Here is an 18,546-nt window from a genome sequence, read left to right as displayed (position 1 = left end):
GAAAGGTAGACACGAAAAATGAAAAGACGTGATTTCCTGAATGTCGCAGCCATGACCGGGGTCTCCCTCCTCGGCCTCCGGCTCGGCGTGACCCCCGCAAACGCACAGGGCCGCAACGACGTGATCCGCGTCCTGCTCGAAGACAGCCCCAACACCTTCGACCCCTCGGGCACCGGATACAACCCGGCCTCCTGCAACATCTCCTGGAACGTCTACGACCGCCTGGTGACCTTCGGGGTCAAGCCGGTCGAGGACAAGGAAGATGCCTTCATCTACGACTATTCCAACATCGTCGGCCAGGCCGCCGAGAGCTATGAAGTCTCCGAGGACGGCACCACCATCACCTTCAAGATGCGGGAAGGCGCCACCTTCCACGATGGCCGACCGGTCACCGCGCATGACGCCAAGTGGTCGCTCGACCGCGCGGTGAACCTGCCGACCTCCAAGGCCCAGCTCGGCACCGGTTCGCTGACCAGCCCGGACCAGTTCACCGTGGTCGACGACATGACGTTCCAGATCACGCTGCCGCAGGCCGACAGGTTCACCCTGCCCAACCTCTGCATCCTGTTCCCGGCCATCATCAACTCCGAACTGGCCAAGGAACACGCGACCACCGAAGATCCCTGGGCCGAAGCCTGGCTCAAGACCAACGAAGCCGGCGGCGGCCCCTTCACCGTCAGCCGCTATGTCGCTGACCAGCAGTTCGTGCTTGACCGCTTCGCCGACTGGAAGAATGGCGAGGTCGCCAGCGCGGCCCGCATCATGGCCCAGATCGTCCCCGTGGCCTCTTCGCGCCGCGCCTCTGCCGAACGCGCCGAGGCCGACCTCGTCCGCGAACTCTCGGGCCGTGACATCAAGGACATGATCGACGCCGGCAAACCACGTGTGCTCGGCATCTCCAACCCGGCCCGGATGGTCTCCATCGCGCTGAACTCGGAAATGGCGCCCTTCGACAACAAGCTGGTTCGCCAGGCCGTCGCCTATGCGGTGCCATATCAGGAAATGTTCGAGTCGGTCCTCTACAGCCGTGGCACCCCGCTGTTCGGCGGCTCCGCCGAGACCACCGAGGCCCGCTATCCCCAGCCCCTGCCCTACACACAGGATCTCGAAAAGGCCAAGGCGCTGCTGGCCGAAGCGGGCATGGCCGATGGTTTCGAGACGACCTTCACCATCGACAGCTCGCTCGGCACCACCGCCGAACCCATCGCGATCCTGATGCAGGAAGCGCTCGGCAAGATCGGCGTGACCGTCAAGATCGAGAAGGTGCCCTCCGCCCAGATGGGCCAGCTCCAGACCGACCGCGCCCTTCCGATGTATATCGCCGTGGGTGGCGCCTGGCTGGCAGACCCGGATTACTTCTTCCGCATCTTCTACAACTCCACCCGTCGCTGGAACTACGGCAACTACCAAAACGAGGAGATGTCAAAGCTGGTCGAGGAAACCCGCTTCGAGACCGACGAAGAAGTCTACAAGACCAAGGTCATCCGCATGGTGGAACTGGCCAAGGACGACGTGCCGCTGATCCTGCTCTGGTCGCCCTTCCAGGACACCGTTCTCAGTGACGCCGTGCATGGCTACGAATACATGTTCCACGGCCAGCTCGAGCTGCGCCCGCTCTACAAGTCCTGAGCCTGAACTCCCCACGGGGCCGGTCCGCCGGCCCCGTGGGGGCCGCCCCTACCGGAGACCCTGATGAAGCATCGGACCCTTCGCCTGATCGCCTGGCGCCTGCTGATGGCGCTCCCGATCCTGTTCGGCGTCATCGTCGTCACCTTCGTTCTGATCCGCGCCCTCCCCGGCGATCCGGCCATCGTCTATGCCTCAGGCCCCAACATGAGCCAGGAAGACATCGACGCCATCCGCCGTGCCATGGGCCTCGACAAGTCGGTATTCGAACAGTTCCTGATCTACCTCAACAACATCGCGCACCTGAATTTCGGGAACTCGCTGGTCACCGGGCAACCCGTGCTCAAGGATTTCGGCGAACGGCTGCCCGCGACGCTGGAACTGGCCGTCTTTGCCTTCGCCCTGTCGCTGGTCGTGGCGCTGCCCGTCGGGGTCCTCTCGGCCCTCTACCGCGACAGCTGGATCGACCAGCTGGTCCGCGTGATCACCTCGGTCTCGGCCGCGATGCCCGGCTTCTTCTTCGGCCTGATCCTGATCTTCATCTTCTACTTCCTCATGGGCATCGCGCCCGAGCCCATCGGGCGCCTCTCGGGCTGGTCCATCGCGCCGCCAACCGTCACCGGCTTCATGACCATCGACGCCGCCCTCATCGGTGACTGGGAAATTTTCTGGGAAGCGCTCGGGAAGATGCTGATGCCCGCCGCCTCCATGGCCATCTTCGCGGTCGCGCCCCTGATGCGGATGATGCGCGGCGGCATGATCGACGCGCTCGACAGCGACTACATTAAGGCGGCCCGTGCCTACGGCATCCCCCGCCGCAAGATCCTGCTGCAATATGCTCTTCCGAACGCCATGCTGCCGGTGCTCGCCACCATGGGCATGGTCCTCTCCACGATGCTCGGCGCCAACATCATGATCGAAAAGCTCTTTGCCTGGCCCGGCATCGGCTCCTACTCGGTCAATGCGCTGACCGGGGTGGACTATGCCCCCGTGCAGGCCTTCGTCCTCATCGTCGCCGTGCTCTTCGTCCTGATGACGCTGGCGATCGACATCCTCTCGGCGGCTATCGACCCGCGCTACAAGCTGAAGGGGTAAGTCATGGCCCGTTCCGTCGCCCTCTATCACCTGCGCCGCAACACCGCGACCAGCGTCGCCGCTGCGGTCATCGTGCTGCTGTTTCTGCTGGCGATCTTCGGCCCGCTCATCGTGCCTTACGATCCGCTGGCAACCTCGATGCAGGAGGTGCTGCAGCCCCCCTCAGCCGAACACTGGTTCGGCACCGACCAGCTGGGCCGTGACATTTTCAGCCGGGTCGTTGTGGCCACTCGCCTCGACTTTGCCATCGCCGTCGCCGCCGTCGCGATCTCCGCCCTCGCGGGCATCTCGGTTGGCGCCATGTCCGGTTACCTCGGGGGCTGGCTCGATGGTGTCACCAGCCGCATCGTCGACGTCATGATGGCCTTTCCCCTGTTCGTCGCAGCCATGGCGCTCGTCGCCGTCTTCGGTAACTCAGTGCAATCGGTGGTGCTTGCCACCTCGATCATCAATTTCCCCTTCTACTTCCGACTGGCCCGGATCGAGGCCGCCTCGCGCCGCGAGATCGGCTATGTCGAGGCAGCGTTGATCAACGGCAACTCTAGCGGGTCGGTGATCTTCCGCTTCCTGCTGCCGAATTCGCTACCGCCGGTGATCGTCCAGGTCTCGCTCAACCTCGGCTGGGCCATCCTAAACACCTCCGGCCTCGCCTTCATTGGCCTCGGTGTGGCGCCCCCCACCCCGGAATGGGGCATTATGATCCAGGAGGGTGCCTCCATGATGATGTCCGGCGAATGGTGGACCGTGTTCTTCCCCGGCCTCGCCCTCGTGCTCTCCGTCTTCTGCTTCAGCCTGCTGGGCGACGGGCTGCGCGACATTGCCGACCCGCGCAGGAGAAGCTGATGACCGCCATGCTTGAAATCGACAATCTGACGCTGGAGTTCGAAACCCCGGCCGGGCGCGTACATGCGCTCGACAACGTCGGGCTCTCCGTCGACCGTGGGGAATGTGTGGCGCTGGTGGGCGAAAGCGGCTCGGGCAAGTCCATCACCGGCATGGCCATCATGCGCCTGAACGGCCCCAATGCCCGCATCCGCGCGAGCCGCATCGCCCTCGACGGTACCGACCTGCAGGGCCTCACCGACAAGGCGTTCCAGACCATCCGGGGCCGCCGCGTCGCGATGATCTTCCAGAACGCCAAGTCGGCACTGAACCCGCTGCGCAAGGTCGGCGATACGCTGACCGACATCCTGCGCGCCCATGCGCCCGAGCGGCTGTCGCGCCGGGACGCCCGCGCCCGTGTGCTCGACATGCTCGAGATGATCGGCATCCGCGAGGCGGAGGACCGGATGTATGCCTACCCGGCGGAACTTTCGGGCGGCATGTGCCAGCGCATCATGATCGCCGCCGCGCTGCTGTGCGAACCCGAGCTGATCATCGCCGACGAGCCAACCAGCGCGCTCGACGTGACCACCCAGGTCAAGGTGATGGACCTGCTGATGTCGGCCTGCCGCGAGCGCGGTGTTGCCGTGCTGTTCATCACCCATGACCTTGCGCTTGCCTCCGCGTACTGCGACCGCGCGGTAGTGATGCACGCGGGTCAGATGCTGGAGGACGGTCCCGCCGAGGAGGTCTTTGTCCACCCGCGCCATCCCTACTCCCGGATGCTGCTCGACTCGATGCCCTACGGCAAGGAGAGCGCGGCCGACCTCAAGCCAATGGGCGGCAACCTTCCCGATCTCAGGCGCGACGACCTGCCCGCCTGCCGGTTCGCCGAACGCTGCTCGCGCGTGCAGGACTGCTGCCGCACGCAATCCATTCCCGAGGCGCGACCGTCCGAGGCCCATGCAGTAAGGTGCTTTTTCCCCCATGACTGAGATCCTTCTCGAAGCCGGCGCCATCGTGAAAGACTTTCCCCTCGGGCGCGGGAAACACCTGCGCGCCGTCGATCACGTCTCATTCAAGCTGCGACGGGGGGAAATCCTCGGGGTCGTCGGGGAAAGCGGTTCGGGCAAGTCCACCCTCGCGCGGATCGTCGCGCGGCTGCTTCCCCAGACCGAGGGCTCGGTCTGGTTCGATAAGGCCAACCTCGCCTCCTACAGCGGGGCGCGCTTTGCGCGGGCCGAGGCACGCCGCGACATCCAGATGGTGTTCCAGGACCCCTTGGCGAGCCTCAATCCACGCTGGCCCGCCGCCAAGATCATCGCCGACCCCATCCGTCGGCTGGGCACTCCCAAGGAACGCGACAAGGTTAAGGCGCTGGTCGAAGAGGCCGCCGAACGCGCGGGCTTGCCGCTCGGGCTACTCAACAGCTTTCCTCACCAACTCTCCGGCGGCCAGCGCGCCCGGGTCGACATTGCCCGTGCCATCGTCCTGCGCCCCAAGCTGCTGATCCTCGATGAACCGACCTCGGCGCTTGATGCCTCCTTGCAGGCCCACGTGATCCAGACCCTGATGCAGCTGCGCGCCGATCTCGACCTGACCTACATCTTCGTCACCCACGACCTGAACCTCGTGCGCCTGATCTCCGACCGCATCCTCGTCATGCAAAAGGGCGCGCTGGTCGAGGAAGGCCCGGCCGCATCACTCTTCGCATCCCCCCGAGAGGCCTATACCCGCGAACTCATCGCCGCGATCCCCCAACTGGGCCAGCGACGCGTAGAACGCGCAGGCCGCGAACACTGATTAGGGTCCTTTCAAAGGAGAACACACCTCGCACAGCCCGAATGCTCAAAGCGGGCCGCAATTTGTCAGCCGTACCCAGCCAGTGGTCCTGGACTGCCCACACTGAATTGGTCCACCAATTGGGGTCGGATGGCTGCCTGTATCATGAGCGCTTTTCTCGCTAGCCTTGCATCAGGGAGGCCAGATGAGCAGCCTGTTCCTGCTGGGGTCTCCTTGATCCGCAAAGCTGGACCCGACATTACTGGTACTTCGTTCGGTATCGCGACGCTGCTCTACACGTTTTCCATCCTCGCAAACAGGCAAAGCACCGGGCGCAATATCATTCCAGGACCACGGGTCGCGGCCTCCCGTTCTAGGTGCACCTTTCCAAGCCTTTCGACCTCACGCGGCTTCACCTAGCAATGTCTCGAGCAGCCCGGCGACATCTAGGATCATCCGGTCCGCATACCACCGCCCCATGATCTGCAGACCCACAGGCAAACCTTCGGTCGTTCGTCCGCAGGGCATCGAGATGGCAGGATGGCCCGTCAGGTTCAGTGGGTAGGTAAAGGGATACCAGGCGCCGCGAATGGTGCCGCGATTGCCTGCGACCTCGACTTCGCCTGCGGTGTCGAGCGAAATCTGGATGGCTGGTGCGGTCAGCACCGGCGAAATGATCACGTCGAAACGGTCCAGCTCCTGCTGCAGAATGCGGAAGAACCGGGTCCGTTCGTAGCTGGCCACGGACAGGTCATTGGCACCGAGCTTGGCGCCTTCGAGGATACGCACCAGCAAGGTGTCATCCAGCTGGTTCCCGAACTTTGCCACATGCGGGCCGACGCGAGAGGAGAGGCCCGCCCGCAAGACGGTGAGAAACGCGGGCTCCAACCCCTTGAAGTCCAGGTCGATCTCCTCGACCTCTGCCCCCTGCCCTGACATTGCTTCCACGGCGGCGCGGGTCAGCGCGGCGACTTCGGGGTCAACTTTCGCCCCACCCTCCGGCAGCCAGCCGACGCGGAGCCCCCTGAGGTCGGACACCCGCTTCTCAGGAGGCAGGACCGCCTGGCCATAGGGGTCCATCCGGTCGAAACCGGCCATCGTCTCGAAGAAGAGTGTGGTGTCGGCCACGTCGCGCGCCATCGGCCCGACGTAGGAGTTGGCGCCGAACAGGTCCGGCAGCTGGAGGTGCGGGATCATGCCCAGAGTCGCCTTGAATCCGACGATGCCACAGCAGGCCGCCGGGATGCGGATCGAACCGCCTCCGTCCGACCCGATGGAAAGCTGTCCCATGCCCGCCGCAACCGCAACCGCGGAACCGGTGCTCGACGCGCCGGGCGAACGGTCGGGATGGGTGGGGTGCAGGGTGCGCCCTGACACCGGCGAGGTCGCCTCGGGCTTGTGCCCGAACTCCGGGGTCGTGGTCTTGCCGATCATGATGGCGCCGGCCGCCTTGGACCGCGCAACCGAGACCGCGTCGCTCTCCGGCACGAAGTGTTCGAAGATCTTCGAGCCCTGTGTCGTACGCACGCCCTTGGTGTTGACCAGGTCCTTGACCGAGAAGGGGACGCCGTGCAGCGGCCCCAGCGGATCGCCCCGCTGCACCGCGGCCTCGGCGTCCTTGGCGTCAGCCCTGGCCTGCTCGGCGCTGACGGTGACAAAGGCATTCAGCTCGGCACGCGCCTCGATCCGGTCGAGCGCGGCCTCGACTGCCTCGACGGGGGAAATCCGTCGCGCGGCAATTGCCGCGGCAAGCTCCACGGCGCTCAGGTCGGCAATATCGGTCACGGGAGGTCCTTTCGCATCTGTCAGAGCATGTTCCGGCCGCCGTTGATGGCAATGGTCTGGCCGGTCACGAAACGCGCCTCGTCCGAGGCGAGGTAGGCCACCAGCCCGCCGACTTCGGCAGCCGTGGCGATGAAACCCACTGGGGTAGCGGCCACCAGCGCATCAAGCGTGGCGCGTGGGATCCGCTTGTGCGCCTCGGTGGCGATGGCACCGGGACAGACCGCGTTGACCGTCACCCCATGGGGCGCCAGTTCCTGCGCAAGCGCCCGGGTGAACCCGACGATACCCATTTTCGCCGCCGCATAGTCCGACAGCCGCAGGTCGCCCGACAGCGCCGCGTCGCTCGACATGTTTACGATCCGTCCGCGCCCGCGCGCCTTCATGCCCGGCGCGATCAGCCGGCAGGCCCGCATGGTCGACATCAGGTTGATCTCGGTGACGAAGCGCCAGACCTCCTCGTCGCTCTCGCAGAACAGCCCTGCCCGCTCGCGCCCGCTCTGGCCGAGGTTGTTGAACAGGATGTCGACCGGCCCGAACTCGCCCTCCACCTGCGAGACCGCCTCGGCCAGCGCGGCCTTGTCCGTCCCGTCGAAGGCGAGCGAGAGCCAGCCCGCCTGCGCCTCGTCCGGGGCCTCCGCTGGGTTTAGGTCGAACACGGCGACACGGGCGCCCTCGGAGGCCAGACGCGTCGCGGTCGCGAGGCCGATCCCTCCCGCCCCGCCGGTCACAATCGCGGTCTTGCCGGTAAATCTGTGCATCTTCGACCTCAGTGAAAGCTGCGCCCGCCGTCCACCGCGAGGGCGACGCCGGTGATGTAGGCGGCCGCCGGACTGGCAAGAAAGACGATGGCCTCGGCCAGCTCTTCGGGTTCGGCCACGCGTTTCAGCGGGTAGCGGTCCTTGATCTCGGCAAGCCGGGCCTGCGGGTCTTCCGCATCTTCGTAGGAAGTCGCGAACAGCGCGGTCTGCACCGCGCCGGGGCACACCGCGTTCACCCGGATCCCCTCGTCGGCCCAGTCGAGCGCCAGCGACTTCGACAGCATGATCAGGCCCGCCTTGGAGGAGGTATAGGCCGCCCGGTCCGGGATCGGCCGCAGCCCGGCGGCCGAGGAGATATTCACGATGGCCGCGTTCCCGGACTTCGCGAGCCAGGGAAAGGCCGCCCGCGCTGCCCGCATCGGGCCGGTGAGGTTGACCTCCAGCACCCGCGTCCAGTCAGCGTCGGTGACCGCCTCGGTCGGCGCTTCCAGGTCGATCCCCGCGCTGTTGACGAGGATGTCGAGACCGCCCATGGCTTCGGCCGCCGCTCCGATCGCGGTGGTCAGCCCCTCTGCGTCTGTCATGTCGGCGACATAGCCTAGCGCCTCGCCCTCGGGACAGGGACTGCGGTCCACGACAGCGACCCGCGCGCCCTCCGCCATGAGCTTGCATGCGGTGGCCCAGCCGATCCCGGCGGCGCCGCCGGTGACGATGGCCCTCAGTCCCTCCAGCCGGCTCATGCCGGAACCTTGAGCTTTGTCGCCATGTCGGCCGCGATCTTGTCGCAACGGTCGACCCAGAGGTTCTCGTGCTTGAGGATATGTTGGATGAACCGATCCAGCAGGATAGCGCCCGAAGGCTGGCCGATGAACTCCGGGTGGCAGGCGAGGACCATCATGCGGTCCTCGGCATAAAGCGTATCGAACTCCCAGCTCCAGGTGTCCAACACCTGCCGCGGCGAGGTGATGGTGCGGCCGGGCAGGATCTTGGCGAACTGGAAATAAGGGCTGTCGGTGTTGATGTAGCGGAAGGGCAGCTCGACACAGTCGATCTCCTCCCCGCGCACCTTGAGCATGTAGGGCGCGTCATCATCAAAGAAGTTCGAGGAATAGGAGAACCCGTACTCCTTGATCAGGTCCATGGTCAGGCTGGTGACTTCGGCCGCCGGCGAACGCCAGCCCTTCGGCGCCTGCCCGGTGGCCTTGATGATGGCCTGCTGCGCCAGCTCCATCTCCTCGCGCTCTTCTTCCGGGGTCAGCGTCACGATCCAGCGGTGCGTGTGGCTGTGGTGGGCAATCTCGTGGCCGTCCTTCAGCAGCGCCTCGATCACCTCGGGGTGCGCCTCGACGACCAGCCCGGGGACGAAGAAGGTCGACTTGATGTCATAGCGGCGCAGCACGTCCATCACCCGCCAGACGCCTCGTTTCCAGCCATAGGCACCCTGGCTCATCAGGATCGGGCGGGTGTGGGCTTCGGGGTCGCGGGCTGTCCACATCGTCTCGCAGTCGAGATCGAAGGTCAGCATCATTGGGAAGCCTTTGGAGGTGAAGCTCATCGTTTGTGTTCCAGTTTGTCCGTGTCAGAAGAAGCGCGAGAAGGAGACCCATTTCTGCGCAAGGATCAGCGCGACGGCTGTCCCGGCGACAAGCAGGGTCGAGGCCGCGGCGATGGAGGGATCGACGCCATGCTCTACCGAGGCAAAGATCTTCACGGGCAGGGTCGATTGGCGCGGGGTGAGAAGGAAGATCGTCACCGGCACGTTGTCGAGCGAGGTGACGAAGGAAAAGATCGCTCCCGCAACCAGCCCCGGCTTCAGCAGCGGCAGCGTCACGAGGCGAAAGGCGGTGAAGCCCGAAGCGCCGAGCACGTTCGCCGCCTCCTCGATCTGCGGGTTGATCCCGGTCAGCGAGGACATGGCCGAGCGCACCACGTAGGGCAGCGTGATCAACGTATGCGCCAGCAGCAGCACGAAGGGCTGGCCGCGCAGGCCCAGCAGCGAGACATACTGCAACAGCGCCACCCCGATCACCACCGCCGGAAAGACCAGCGGCGCCATCACGGCCGATAGGATCAGGTCGCGGAACGGCACCAGGCAATGATGCAGCGCATAGCTCGCCGCCGTGCCAAGGATCAGCGACAGAAAGGTCGCGCCGGAGGCGAGCCAGAGGCTGGTCCAAATCGCCCTCATGTAGCGGCTGTCGCCCAGCACGTATTCGAACCAGTGCAGCGTCCAGCCCTGTGGCGGCACCGTCAGGTAGGAGGTATCCGAGAAGGAGGCCAGCACCACAACGATGGTCGGCGCATTCATGTAGACTAGGATCGCGATCGCGACGAGGCTCAGCAGCCAGGAGGGTTTCCGCGCGATCATGCCGAGATCCCCCGGGTCAGGTGGGCCGCGACCCGGTTCGCCGCCCAGATCAAAGCCAGTGCAATGAAGGTCAGCACGAAGGCGAGCGCTGCGCCCGAAGGCCAGTTCAGGTTGGTCATGAACTCGTCGTAGATCTGCGTGGCCATGACCCGGTAGGTCGGTCCGCCCAGCATCCGTGGCGTCACCAGGGCCGAGATCGACAGCACGAAGACGAGGATCGATCCGGTGATGATACCGGGGCTGGCGAGCGGTACGGTGATAGTGAAGAACACCCGCGCCCGCGACGAGCGCAGGGTCAGTGCGGCCGCCTCGACATCGGCCGGGATGTTTTGCAGCGCCGGCACCAGCAGCAGCACCATGAACGGCAGGTAGATCTGGACCAGCCCGATGATGACGCCGGTCAGGTTGTACATCAGGTCCAGCGGTTCGGAGATCAGGCCGATATTCAGCAGCGCGTCGTTGATCACGCCTCGAGGGGACAGCAGGACCATCCATCCAAACGAACGGACCACGATGTTGCAGAGCAGCGGAAAGATCACCAGCAAGATAGCTACGGTCTGCATCCTCGGTCCCACCCGAAGGATGAAGAGCGCGAGCGGAAATCCCACTACAAGGCACAGCACCGTCACGACGAGGCCGAGTGCCAGGGTACGCAGGACGATCTCCATGTAGAACCAATCACCCAGCACGTCGATGTAGTTCGACAGAGTCCAGTCGGTACCGATCCCGTGCATGCCCGAATAGTCCCGCAGGCTGAGCATGGCCATGATCACTGTCGGAGCAAGAAACCCCGCGAGGATCAGAACGGAGGCGGGGCCGATCAGGCCCACGCCAGCAGAGCGGGAACGGGTCATGCCGCGCTCTCCTCCGCCGAGACAAACACGCGGTCCGCCGGAATGCTGACGGCAACCGCGGTGCCTTTCTCAAGGTCGGCCTGCGCCCCGCGCGAAGAGACGCGGACCATCACCTCCGGCCCCTTGTCGAGCGTCACGATGTACTGGACCGACGCACCCTCGAAGATGCGCATGGTTATGGTGCCGGGAAGGCCGGGACCCTGTGGCGCCAGCACCAAATCTTCCTGCCGGAGCGTCACGCGAACACGCCCGCCACCAGTCGAAACGGCCCGGCTGCTTGGTAGTAGCAACCCCGGCGCCAGCTCCACCGCCCCGTCGCGCAGGACTCCGGTCAGCTTGTTCGGACTGCCGACAAAGCCGGACACGAACCCGTTGGCCGGGCTGAAATAGACCTCCTCGGGTGTAGCGAACTGCTGAATGTTGCCGCCCGACATCAGGCAGATGCGGTCCGACAGAGACATTGCCTCGTGCTGATCGTGCGTCACGAAGAGAGACGTCAGCTTGAGTTCGGATTGCAGGCGCTTGATCTCGATCTGCATCTCCTCACGCAACTGGGCGTCGAGGTTCGACAGCGGTTCGTCGAACAGCAGGATGGCCGGGCGCGGCGCCACCGAGCGCGCCAGCGCGACACGTTGCTGCTGACCGCCGGAGAGCTGGCGTGGGAACCGCTCGGCCAGCGCGCCGAGCCGGACCTGTTCCAGCGCCTCGCCGACGCGCGTTTTCAGTTCCTGCCCCTTCACGCCCTGACGGCGCAGGCCAAAGGCCACGTTTTCAAAGACGGTCATGTGGGGAAACAGCGCGTAGGACTGGAACACCAGCCCCACGTTGCGCCGGTTTGCCGGGAGTGCGGTGACATCCTCGTCGCCGAACAGGATCTGCCCGCCGGTCGGGTCCAGCAGCCCCGCGATCATCCGCAGGATCGTCGTCTTGCCGCAGCCCGACGGCCCGAGCAGCGAAACCAGCTGCCCCTGTTCGACGTCGAGTGAAACGGCATTGACGATGGTCGCCGTGTCATAGCGCTTGGTGAGGCTTCTGAGGGAAAGGGAAGTCACAGATGTCTCCGTTGGTACTCGGAGCCGGGCATGGCTCCTCTGGTCCGGGGCGCAGGTGTTGCGCCCCGGGGATCTTAGCCGAAATCCCGAAACCGGGTGATTACTTCGTGACCTCGCGCTGCCAGCGCTGGCGCCAGTCGCCGACATTGGCGGCGATCTTTTCGGGGTCGGGGAAGTAGAGCTTGCCGAACATCTCGGGCGGCACGGCCTTGGCCGCTGCACCTTCGAGTTTCACGTCCTTGTTGACGGGACCGGCATACATATTCTCGGCAAAGCACTTCTGAACGTCTGCCGACAGCGCGTTGTCGATATAGGCATAGGCACCGTCCGTGTTCCCGGCACCTTCCGGGATCACCATGGTGACCTTGATGCCGACAGCGCCTTCCTTGGGATAGGCGATGGCCACCGGAACGCCCGCATCGCCGGCAGCGGCGGCTCGGTCGGGGTACCAGGGCGCGATCGAGATCTCGCCGCGCTCGAACATCGAGATGATCTGGTCGGCCTGAGTGTAGTAGGCCTTCACCTCAGGCGCGATCTTGGCGATCGCCTCGAAGCCCGGATCGAGGTTGTCGATGGAGCCACCGTTCAGCAGTGCGGCGGCAATCAGGAAGTGAACACCGGCCGTGCCGGCGATATCGGGCAGGGCAACCTTGCCCGAGGCAGCGGCCGTGAAGACGTCGGCCCAGCTGTCCGGCGGAGTCGGATAATCGGCCGGGTTGTAGGCGATGGCGGTTGCACCCCACTGGTACTGGACAAAGTGGTCCTCGGCCCCGAAGGCGCCATCGACCAGTTCTCCGGCGTGGCTCAGCTTCGATTTGTCGAGAGCCTGCAGCAAACCTTCGGCGGCCAGCTGCGCGGCAAACGAGTTGTCGATGTAAACGACGTCAAAGTCGCTGTCCCCGCCGGTCGCGCGCACCATCGCCGCGAACTGCGAGGAGCTGCCCTCCTGCACCACCACCGTATCGCCGCTCGCGGTCTCGAACGGCGCGATGTGGCAGGTCTGCGCAGCCTTGCCAAAGCTGCCGCCGAACATGCCGACGACAAGGTCCTTGGCCTGTGCCGACTGGCCGCCTGCCACCAGGGCTGCGACGGCAGTGGTCACTGTAAGGAATCTTTTCATGGTCTTCCCCGTTGGTTGTTTATGAGCACAGATTGGCGAACTCGCGCACGTACGTCCACAAATATCTTTCACTAAAGCTATCATAAAGCATTTCAAAAGATTTATAGGCCGGAATCGAGCGCAACCACCCTCAGGGAGGGGTCAGCCAGCGCGAATCGAGTTGACCACCAGCACCTTGCGCAGGAGCGTTTCCAGCGTTTTGCGCTCCTCTTCGCTGAGCATCCGGATGAAATCCACCTCGGCGGCAGCCTGGGCTGGCATTGCTTCTTCGGTGAGGGCCATTCCAGCCTCGGTCAGCTCGACCCTCACGCCGCGGCCATCGCTCGGATCCTCGACCCGCCGGATAAAGCCCTGCTTCTCGATCCGCGCGAGCTGATTGGAAAGGCCGCCCGAAGACACCAGCAGCGTAGCTTGCAAGTTCTTCGGCGTCATCGCGTAGGGCGGCCCGGAGGCGCGAAGCGTCGCAAGAATGGCGTAGGTCGGGTACTTCACCCCGAACTTGGAACTGACCGTGTTCATCCGGTTACCGGCCATCTCGCCCAGTCGCATCAGGCGACCTGTGATCTCCTTGCCGGAGGTGTTGATCTCTGGCCGCTCCGTGTTCCACCAGGCGATGCCATGGTCGGCGAGGTCCTTTTCCTTCTCAATCTCGAATGACATCGCGGCCCTCACTTGTCTTTTGCAAAAGGTTATTTTTGCTTTTATCTCGCGTAACCTCAATATCACAATGCATCGGTCAGATGAATCTGTTCGCCACCCTCTGCGAGAGGGGAAATCCGAACACACCCTTGGTTGTGCGGGTCTCGGCGGACGGAGAGATTGCGGCCCGCGCGGCCGATCGCGCGCTCCATTCGTTCGGCATGGCAGTGATGGTAGGTAAAGGCCAGGACAGCCAGAGGACCGACCCGGGCCCTCAATCGACCGGTTATGGTCCCGGAGTTCCGTTCCCCCACTTCGACCCAGGATGCCAAAAGCGATGGGCCGGGATCAGTCGCATCAGTGCCTCGGTGTCCAATCATGCGGGAGTGTCAATCGGCGGCAATCAGGATAGCAGAGCCGATGGCGTCACTGTCTCCATGATCCACGCCCAATGCAGGTCTGCCCGGCCATCCCCGGTTCGCCCTCCCCCGGAGAGATTGCACAGGTCAGGCCCCCACAATTCCTGCGACTCTCAACTCACGCAGCTTTTGCAGGAGGCGCGAAGCCCTGGGCAATCTGCTCGAAGACACTCGCCACCTCGGCCTTCGCTTCGGCCTGACGGCTCTTCGCGCGCAGCAGGCGTCCGAAATCCGAACCCTTCCGGCTGGCTTGTTCAACGAGAAGGATCATCGCGATATCTCGCAGTCGCGAAGTGATCTCCTCGGACTGGCTCGCGGCGGTCATGCTGTCGGGAAGCCTCATGCCATCGAGGTGCTCAGCGAGGGACTGTCCGTGTTTTGAGGATTGTGCCCGCTCGCGGACCTGGCACGTGACAGGTTCGATGGTGCGCAGAAATGTCTCAACGTCCACCGTCGTCGCCTGAACCTCGTTGAGAGGAGCGACCGACCGGGTAAGCCTGATGTGAGACGAATCCGGATCGTGCGACAGATTCGATGCGCCTACCTCGACTGCCGGCTTGCCCGGGGCTCCAACAACACGTTGCAACCGGATCGCCTCGGAGAAGAGGACAAGCTGCGTGGTCTCTTCCACCGAGAGAAGCTGAGAAATCCGCCGAAACCGGCCATGATCCGGATCGCGATAGGCCGCGATCAGGCGCGTTCGCCCGCTGTCGAAGAGTTCGAGGCTGAAGAGAGAATCTTGCATGGCAGCGACTTACAGGACGCGCCGAAGGACCCACAAGGGGCAGCGCCACCGGGGGCGCGCCACGCGCGCCAATCTGCCGGTCCGCCGTTCTTGAAGCTGTAGTCTGTCCCACTGGCCGGCATTCGGAGGAGCATGCCCGGTTGCAGAAAGTCGATTGATCCATATCATTCCACGCAACCCCGAAATTCGGATACTTTCCTACGACAACTTGATACGATCGGAGCTGTCGGCCGTTTTTTGGCTCATCTTTCTCCAGCTCTGCAATGACGGCCCCATGCCATGCCGGGGTGAGTTCCCGGGAACACCAACGATTGCGGTGCGTCGGCAGGCTGGATCGACGACGAAGCCATTTCACGGGAGATTTTAGGATGAAACTGGAAAAATTCGCAGCCTGCGTCGCACTGAGTATTATCGCCGGTCCGGCTGGCGCCGAGGAGCGCTTTCTCGAAAACGAGACGATCTCGTCCATCGCCGGTGACTTCACCTTCCAAAAGGGCTTTCCGACGCCCGAAACTACCGAGCGCCTTTTCCAACTGCGCACCACCTACAGGGTTATGGAGGTGATCCAGGAAAACACCTTTGCGGCGTCACTGTTTGCCATGCGCAAAGGCTTCGAAGCCTTCGGTGGAGGCGCGCCGAACCAGGTGATTGTGTTCAAGGATCTTATGGATGCGAAGTCCGAGTTCCTGACCGCGAACAACACCACCGTCTACGCGATGACCTTCCTTGATCTGAAAGGCGACGGGCCCACCGTGGTCGAGGCACCTGAAGGGATGCTCGGCTTCTTCAATGACATGTGGATGCGGTATGTCGGCGATGTTGGGAATGCCGGCCCGGACAAGGGTCAGGGCGGCAAATTCCTTATCCTCCCGCCCGGCTACGAGGGAGAGGTACCGGATGGCTATTTCACCTTCTCGTCGCGCACCTATGGCGTCTGGATGGGCCTTCGCGCCTTTCTGGCCGATGGCAGGACGAATGCCGCTAACGCGCTCTATGAGAATCTGAAGATCTACCCTTTATCCAAGGCAGATAACCCGCCTCCAACAGAACTCATCAATGGCTCAGGCCAGAAGATTCTGACCGTCCACTCCGAGAACTATCACCTGATCGAGGAGCTCGGCGCGCTGATAGCAGAAGAGCATCCCGATGCGCTCGACGGGGCGCAGAAGTTCCTGCTCGCCTCCATCGGGTTAGAGTTCGGAAAGCCCTTCGAGCCGTCTCCCGAGGAGCGGGCGATTCTTGAACCAGCGGCGAAGCTCGGCGCGGCGCTGCTCCGGGCCAACATGTGGAACTATGTCGGAGACGAGAAATACATCTACGCAGACCGGAAGTGGTGGAACCCCTTCGTCGGAGGTGTCTACACATTCGATCCAAAGGGCTATCTCGACTACGACGCTCAGGCCTTCTTTGCCGCCTACGCGACAGGCGTGACGCCCGCCATGGCGAGCAAGGTGGTCGGCATCGGCTCGCAGTACCTCTGCACCCATACTGACGGCAGTGGTCAACCGCTCGACGGAGCAAGGACATACAAACTTACGGTTCCCGCGGACGTACCTGCCAAGGATTTTTGGTCGGTCGTGGTCTATGACAGTGCGAGCCGCTCCATGATGCTGACCTCTCAGGAGTTCCCGGCGCTCAGCAGCTACAGTGACCTCTCGCAAAACGAGGACGGATCTGTCGACCTCTACTTCGGTCCGCAGGCGCCAGAAGGGAAGCAGGCAAACTGGATCGAGACCGATCCGACGAAAGGCTGGACGGCCATCTTCCGCATCTACGGCCCTCTCGAGCCGTTCTTCGAGCAGAGCTGGAAGCTGAACGACATCGCAGCGGTGGAATGAACCGTACCGCCGGCCCCCACATCGGGAAGGTCCGATACGAAAGAGGGTCGTCCCAATTTGGTCTACAGGTTCTGCCCGTTGCGGCGCTGAGAACGGCGCAAAGTATCCAGAACTAGCGGAACAGGGGGCCACCCTTTCAGGGGTGGCCCGTATCGGTCACCAACACTCAAACAAGGGCCGCGCCCTCATATACCCTGCCCTCCGGACAAGCACCCGCCAGCGCTGCGTCACATGATCACGACCAGGGCGTGACGAGGTATTTCTCGCCCGTCTTCATCGCCCGATAGTCGGTGACGGCCTCCTTGGTCAGCATTTCGTCGAGATTGACACGTGTCTTGTAGTGGCTGGCGAAGGTGGTCGTGAGGCTGTCGAGCACGCGCTTGCGCATCCGCCCGACGGTTTCGCGCCCGGCGGATTGAAGGAAGGGGAACAGCAGCCAACCCGACAGGGTCCAGCCAAAGCCGTAGCTCGGCGTCAGGATCGTCGGACCAGTGTCGAGCCGCCCATAGATGAACATCCGCTTTGGCTGGTTCGAGCCGTAGCGCGAATACTCGGTCATCCGCGAGACCGCGACCTGCTCCATCGCCCTGAAGGCGGTGTCGACCGCCTTGCCGCCCCCGACCGGATCGAAACCGTAGAAGGCACCGGTGTCTTCAATCGCGGCGCGCAGCTGGTTCGGAAAGTCGTCGCCCGAAGAATTGACGACATGCGTCGCGCCGAGCCCGGCCAGCAAATCGGCCTGGTTTTCCTTCCGGACGATGTTGACCAGCCCGATCCCGTCTTCCTTGCAGATACGGGTCAGCATCTGGCCCAGGTTGGAGGCCCCGACGGTGTGCAGGATCGCGCTCTGTCCGTCCATCTTGGCATTCTCGACGAACCCCAGCGCGGTCATCGGATTGACGAAAGCGCTTGCGCCATCCTCGGCGGAATGATCGCCCAGGGGCAGACAGGCCGACGCATCGACGAGACAATACTGGCTATAGGCATTGCCCGGAACACAGGCGACCCGTTGCCCGACCAGCGCCTTGGCCGCGTCACCCTCGCCGGCCGCGACGACCGTGCCCGCGCCTTCGTTCCCGGCCGGCAGCTTGAGCCCATGACGCGCTTTCGATCCCGTGTTGAACGGTTCGGGCACCTTCGCGACGAACTTGCCGTGCGAGTAGCTGGCATTCTCCAGATCGGCCGCGCCGGCCAGGATGGCGAGGTCCGACGGGTTGATCGGCGCCGCTTCCATCTTCACCAGCACCTGGTTGCCGGTGGGATCGGGAAAGGTGACATCCTCGATCGCTACGGTCAGCGTTCCGTCTGCGTCCAGGGTCGTGAACAGTTGCTTGCCGGTGGTTGGCATGGTGGGGTCTCCAGGGGTTGGTTTCGCGCTGCCAGATTGCCCTGCGGGCAAGCGGAACGAAACCGTTATGGAGATCACTCACGCGGCGTCACTTGGCGCCGACCATCCGTCGATCGAATGGATAGAGCCAACGTCCTTACTCGGATTTGAAGTGATGTGTTTTGAACGCGAGAACGCCGCGCGGGTTGTGTCCGTGCGGCGTTCTCGGGATTGTTTTGTTTTGATCGATATAGAGAGAAGGATGTTTACTAGGTCTGGCGATGCCCTACTCTCCCACGTCTTGAGACGCAGTACC

General features: G+C 63.7%; 17 protein-coding genes. 6 read left to right on the top strand and 11 right to left on the bottom strand.

Going from position 1 to position 18,546, the window contains the following annotated elements:
• Positions 1 to 18: 18 nt before the first annotated feature.
• The 5 genes from DDT93_RS21280 (at position 19) to DDT93_RS21260 (ending at position 5,346) form a co-directional block, all read left to right on the top strand.
• Positions 19 to 1,629 (top strand): ABC transporter substrate-binding protein, encoded by a 1,611-nt coding sequence (locus DDT93_RS21280; protein ID WP_198654928.1) that lies wholly within the window; start codon positions 19 to 21, stop codon positions 1,627 to 1,629.
• A 63-nt stretch (positions 1,630 to 1,692) separates the two neighbouring features.
• Positions 1,693 to 2,721 (top strand): ABC transporter permease, encoded by a 1,029-nt coding sequence (locus tag DDT93_RS21275; protein ID WP_109467918.1) that lies wholly within the window; start codon positions 1,693 to 1,695, stop codon positions 2,719 to 2,721.
• Positions 2,722 to 2,724: 3 nt separating this feature from the next.
• The gene (locus tag DDT93_RS21270; protein WP_109467917.1) at positions 2,725 to 3,564 is read left to right on the top strand and encodes an ABC transporter permease; all 840 of its coding nucleotides are present in this window, start codon (positions 2,725 to 2,727) and stop codon (positions 3,562 to 3,564) included.
• Complete coding sequence (locus DDT93_RS21265; protein WP_157960243.1) at positions 3,564 to 4,538, top strand: ABC transporter ATP-binding protein; 975 nt, start codon at positions 3,564 to 3,566, stop codon at positions 4,536 to 4,538. Before DDT93_RS21270 ends, DDT93_RS21265 begins: the two co-directional genes overlap by 1 nt.
• A complete protein-coding gene (locus tag DDT93_RS21260) occupies positions 4,531 to 5,346 on the top strand; it encodes an ABC transporter ATP-binding protein (protein WP_109467915.1) in 816 nt (271 codons plus the stop codon). Before DDT93_RS21265 ends, DDT93_RS21260 begins: the two co-directional genes overlap by 8 nt.
• A 381-nt stretch (positions 5,347 to 5,727) precedes the next feature.
• Here the strand turns inward: DDT93_RS21260 and DDT93_RS21255 are convergent, their stop codons facing one another.
• The 10 genes from DDT93_RS21255 to DDT93_RS21210 form a co-directional block, all read right to left on the bottom strand.
• Positions 5,728 to 7,110: an amidase gene (locus tag DDT93_RS21255; protein WP_109467914.1), complete on the bottom strand. Its 1,383-nt coding sequence runs from the start codon at positions 7,108 to 7,110 to the stop codon at positions 5,728 to 5,730.
• 20 nt (positions 7,111 to 7,130) lie between these two features.
• Positions 7,131 to 7,868 carry an SDR family NAD(P)-dependent oxidoreductase gene (locus tag DDT93_RS21250; RefSeq protein ID WP_109467913.1) on the bottom strand — a complete coding sequence of 246 codons (738 nt, stop codon included), beginning with the start codon at positions 7,866 to 7,868 and terminating at the stop codon, positions 7,131 to 7,133.
• A gap of 8 nt (positions 7,869 to 7,876) precedes the next feature.
• Positions 7,877 to 8,608: an SDR family NAD(P)-dependent oxidoreductase gene (locus tag DDT93_RS21245; RefSeq protein ID WP_109467912.1), complete on the bottom strand. Its 732-nt coding sequence runs from the start codon at positions 8,606 to 8,608 to the stop codon at positions 7,877 to 7,879.
• Positions 8,605 to 9,423 (bottom strand): polysaccharide deacetylase family protein, encoded by an 819-nt coding sequence (locus DDT93_RS21240; protein WP_109467911.1) that lies wholly within the window; start codon positions 9,421 to 9,423, stop codon positions 8,605 to 8,607. Before DDT93_RS21240 ends, DDT93_RS21245 begins: the two co-directional genes overlap by 4 nt.
• Positions 9,424 to 9,447: 24 nt before the next feature.
• Positions 9,448 to 10,236, bottom strand: coding sequence for an ABC transporter permease (locus tag DDT93_RS21235; protein ID WP_109467910.1), 789 nt, complete (start codon positions 10,234 to 10,236; stop codon positions 9,448 to 9,450).
• A complete protein-coding gene (locus DDT93_RS21230) occupies positions 10,233 to 11,090 on the bottom strand; it encodes an ABC transporter permease (protein ID WP_109467909.1) in 858 nt (285 codons plus the stop codon). The genes DDT93_RS21235 and DDT93_RS21230 overlap by 4 nt, the downstream gene beginning before the upstream one ends.
• Positions 11,087 to 12,142: an ABC transporter ATP-binding protein gene (locus DDT93_RS21225; RefSeq protein ID WP_109467908.1), complete on the bottom strand. Its 1,056-nt coding sequence runs from the start codon at positions 12,140 to 12,142 to the stop codon at positions 11,087 to 11,089. The genes DDT93_RS21230 and DDT93_RS21225 overlap by 4 nt, the downstream gene beginning before the upstream one ends.
• A 100-nt stretch (positions 12,143 to 12,242) precedes the next feature.
• A complete protein-coding gene (locus tag DDT93_RS21220; RefSeq protein WP_109467907.1) occupies positions 12,243 to 13,262 on the bottom strand; it encodes an ABC transporter substrate-binding protein in 1,020 nt (339 codons plus the stop codon).
• 141 nt (positions 13,263 to 13,403) lie between these two features.
• Positions 13,404 to 13,922, bottom strand: coding sequence for a MarR family winged helix-turn-helix transcriptional regulator (locus DDT93_RS21215; protein WP_109467906.1), 519 nt, complete (start codon positions 13,920 to 13,922; stop codon positions 13,404 to 13,406).
• 516 nt (positions 13,923 to 14,438) lie between these two features.
• Positions 14,439 to 15,065 (bottom strand): hypothetical protein, encoded by a 627-nt coding sequence (locus tag DDT93_RS21210; protein WP_109467905.1) that lies wholly within the window; start codon positions 15,063 to 15,065, stop codon positions 14,439 to 14,441.
• A 368-nt stretch (positions 15,066 to 15,433) separates the two neighbouring features.
• On the opposite strand from DDT93_RS21210, the gene DDT93_RS21205 reads away from it, so the two are divergent.
• Positions 15,434 to 16,903: a DUF1254 domain-containing protein gene (locus DDT93_RS21205; protein ID WP_198654927.1), complete on the top strand. Its 1,470-nt coding sequence runs from the start codon at positions 15,434 to 15,436 to the stop codon at positions 16,901 to 16,903.
• A 235-nt stretch (positions 16,904 to 17,138) separates the two neighbouring features.
• On the opposite strand, the gene DDT93_RS21200 is transcribed toward DDT93_RS21205, so the two are convergent.
• On the bottom strand, positions 17,139 to 18,251 hold the full coding sequence (locus tag DDT93_RS21200; protein WP_109467903.1) for a zinc-binding dehydrogenase: 1,113 nt from the start codon (positions 18,249 to 18,251) through the stop codon (positions 17,139 to 17,141).
• Between the last annotated feature and the right edge of the window lie 295 nt (positions 18,252 to 18,546).

It is taken from the genome of Albibacillus kandeliae, from assembly GCF_003116585.1.
GTDB lineage: Bacteria > Pseudomonadota > Alphaproteobacteria > Rhodobacterales > Rhodobacteraceae > Albibacillus > Albibacillus kandeliae.
Note: the sequence above shows the minus strand (reverse complement) of the source record. Positions and strands in the feature narration are given on the sequence as shown.

Bases quoted from the DNA above. Each gene is read 5' to 3' on its own strand.
- DDT93_RS21260 (WP_109467915.1), top strand. From the start codon at position 4,531: ATGACTGAGATCCTTCTCGAAGCCGGCGCCATCGTGAAAGACTTTCCC.
- DDT93_RS21200 (WP_109467903.1), bottom strand. From the start codon at position 18,251: ATGCCAACCACCGGCAAGCAACTGTTCACGACCCTGGACGCAGACGGA.
- DDT93_RS21275 (WP_109467918.1), top strand. From the start codon at position 1,693: ATGAAGCATCGGACCCTTCGCCTGATCGCCTGGCGCCTGCTGATGGCG.
- DDT93_RS21250 (WP_109467913.1), bottom strand. From the start codon at position 7,868: ATGCACAGATTTACCGGCAAGACCGCGATTGTGACCGGCGGGGCGGGA.
- DDT93_RS21205 (WP_198654927.1), top strand. From the start codon at position 15,434: ATGAAACTGGAAAAATTCGCAGCCTGCGTCGCACTGAGTATTATCGCC.
- DDT93_RS21245 (WP_109467912.1), bottom strand. From the start codon at position 8,608: ATGAGCCGGCTGGAGGGACTGAGGGCCATCGTCACCGGCGGCGCCGCC.
- DDT93_RS21220 (WP_109467907.1), bottom strand. From the start codon at position 13,262: ATGAAAAGATTCCTTACAGTGACCACTGCCGTCGCAGCCCTGGTGGCA.
- DDT93_RS21230 (WP_109467909.1), bottom strand. From the start codon at position 11,090: ATGACCCGTTCCCGCTCTGCTGGCGTGGGCCTGATCGGCCCCGCCTCC.
- DDT93_RS21270 (WP_109467917.1), top strand. From the start codon at position 2,725: ATGGCCCGTTCCGTCGCCCTCTATCACCTGCGCCGCAACACCGCGACC.
- DDT93_RS21240 (WP_109467911.1), bottom strand. From the start codon at position 9,423: ATGAGCTTCACCTCCAAAGGCTTCCCAATGATGCTGACCTTCGATCTC.
- DDT93_RS21280 (WP_198654928.1), top strand. From the start codon at position 19: ATGAAAAGACGTGATTTCCTGAATGTCGCAGCCATGACCGGGGTCTCC.
- DDT93_RS21215 (WP_109467906.1), bottom strand. From the start codon at position 13,922: ATGTCATTCGAGATTGAGAAGGAAAAGGACCTCGCCGACCATGGCATC.
- DDT93_RS21210 (WP_109467905.1), bottom strand. From the start codon at position 15,065: ATGCAAGATTCTCTCTTCAGCCTCGAACTCTTCGACAGCGGGCGAACG.
- DDT93_RS21265 (WP_157960243.1), top strand. From the start codon at position 3,564: ATGACCGCCATGCTTGAAATCGACAATCTGACGCTGGAGTTCGAAACC.
- DDT93_RS21235 (WP_109467910.1), bottom strand. From the start codon at position 10,236: ATGATCGCGCGGAAACCCTCCTGGCTGCTGAGCCTCGTCGCGATCGCG.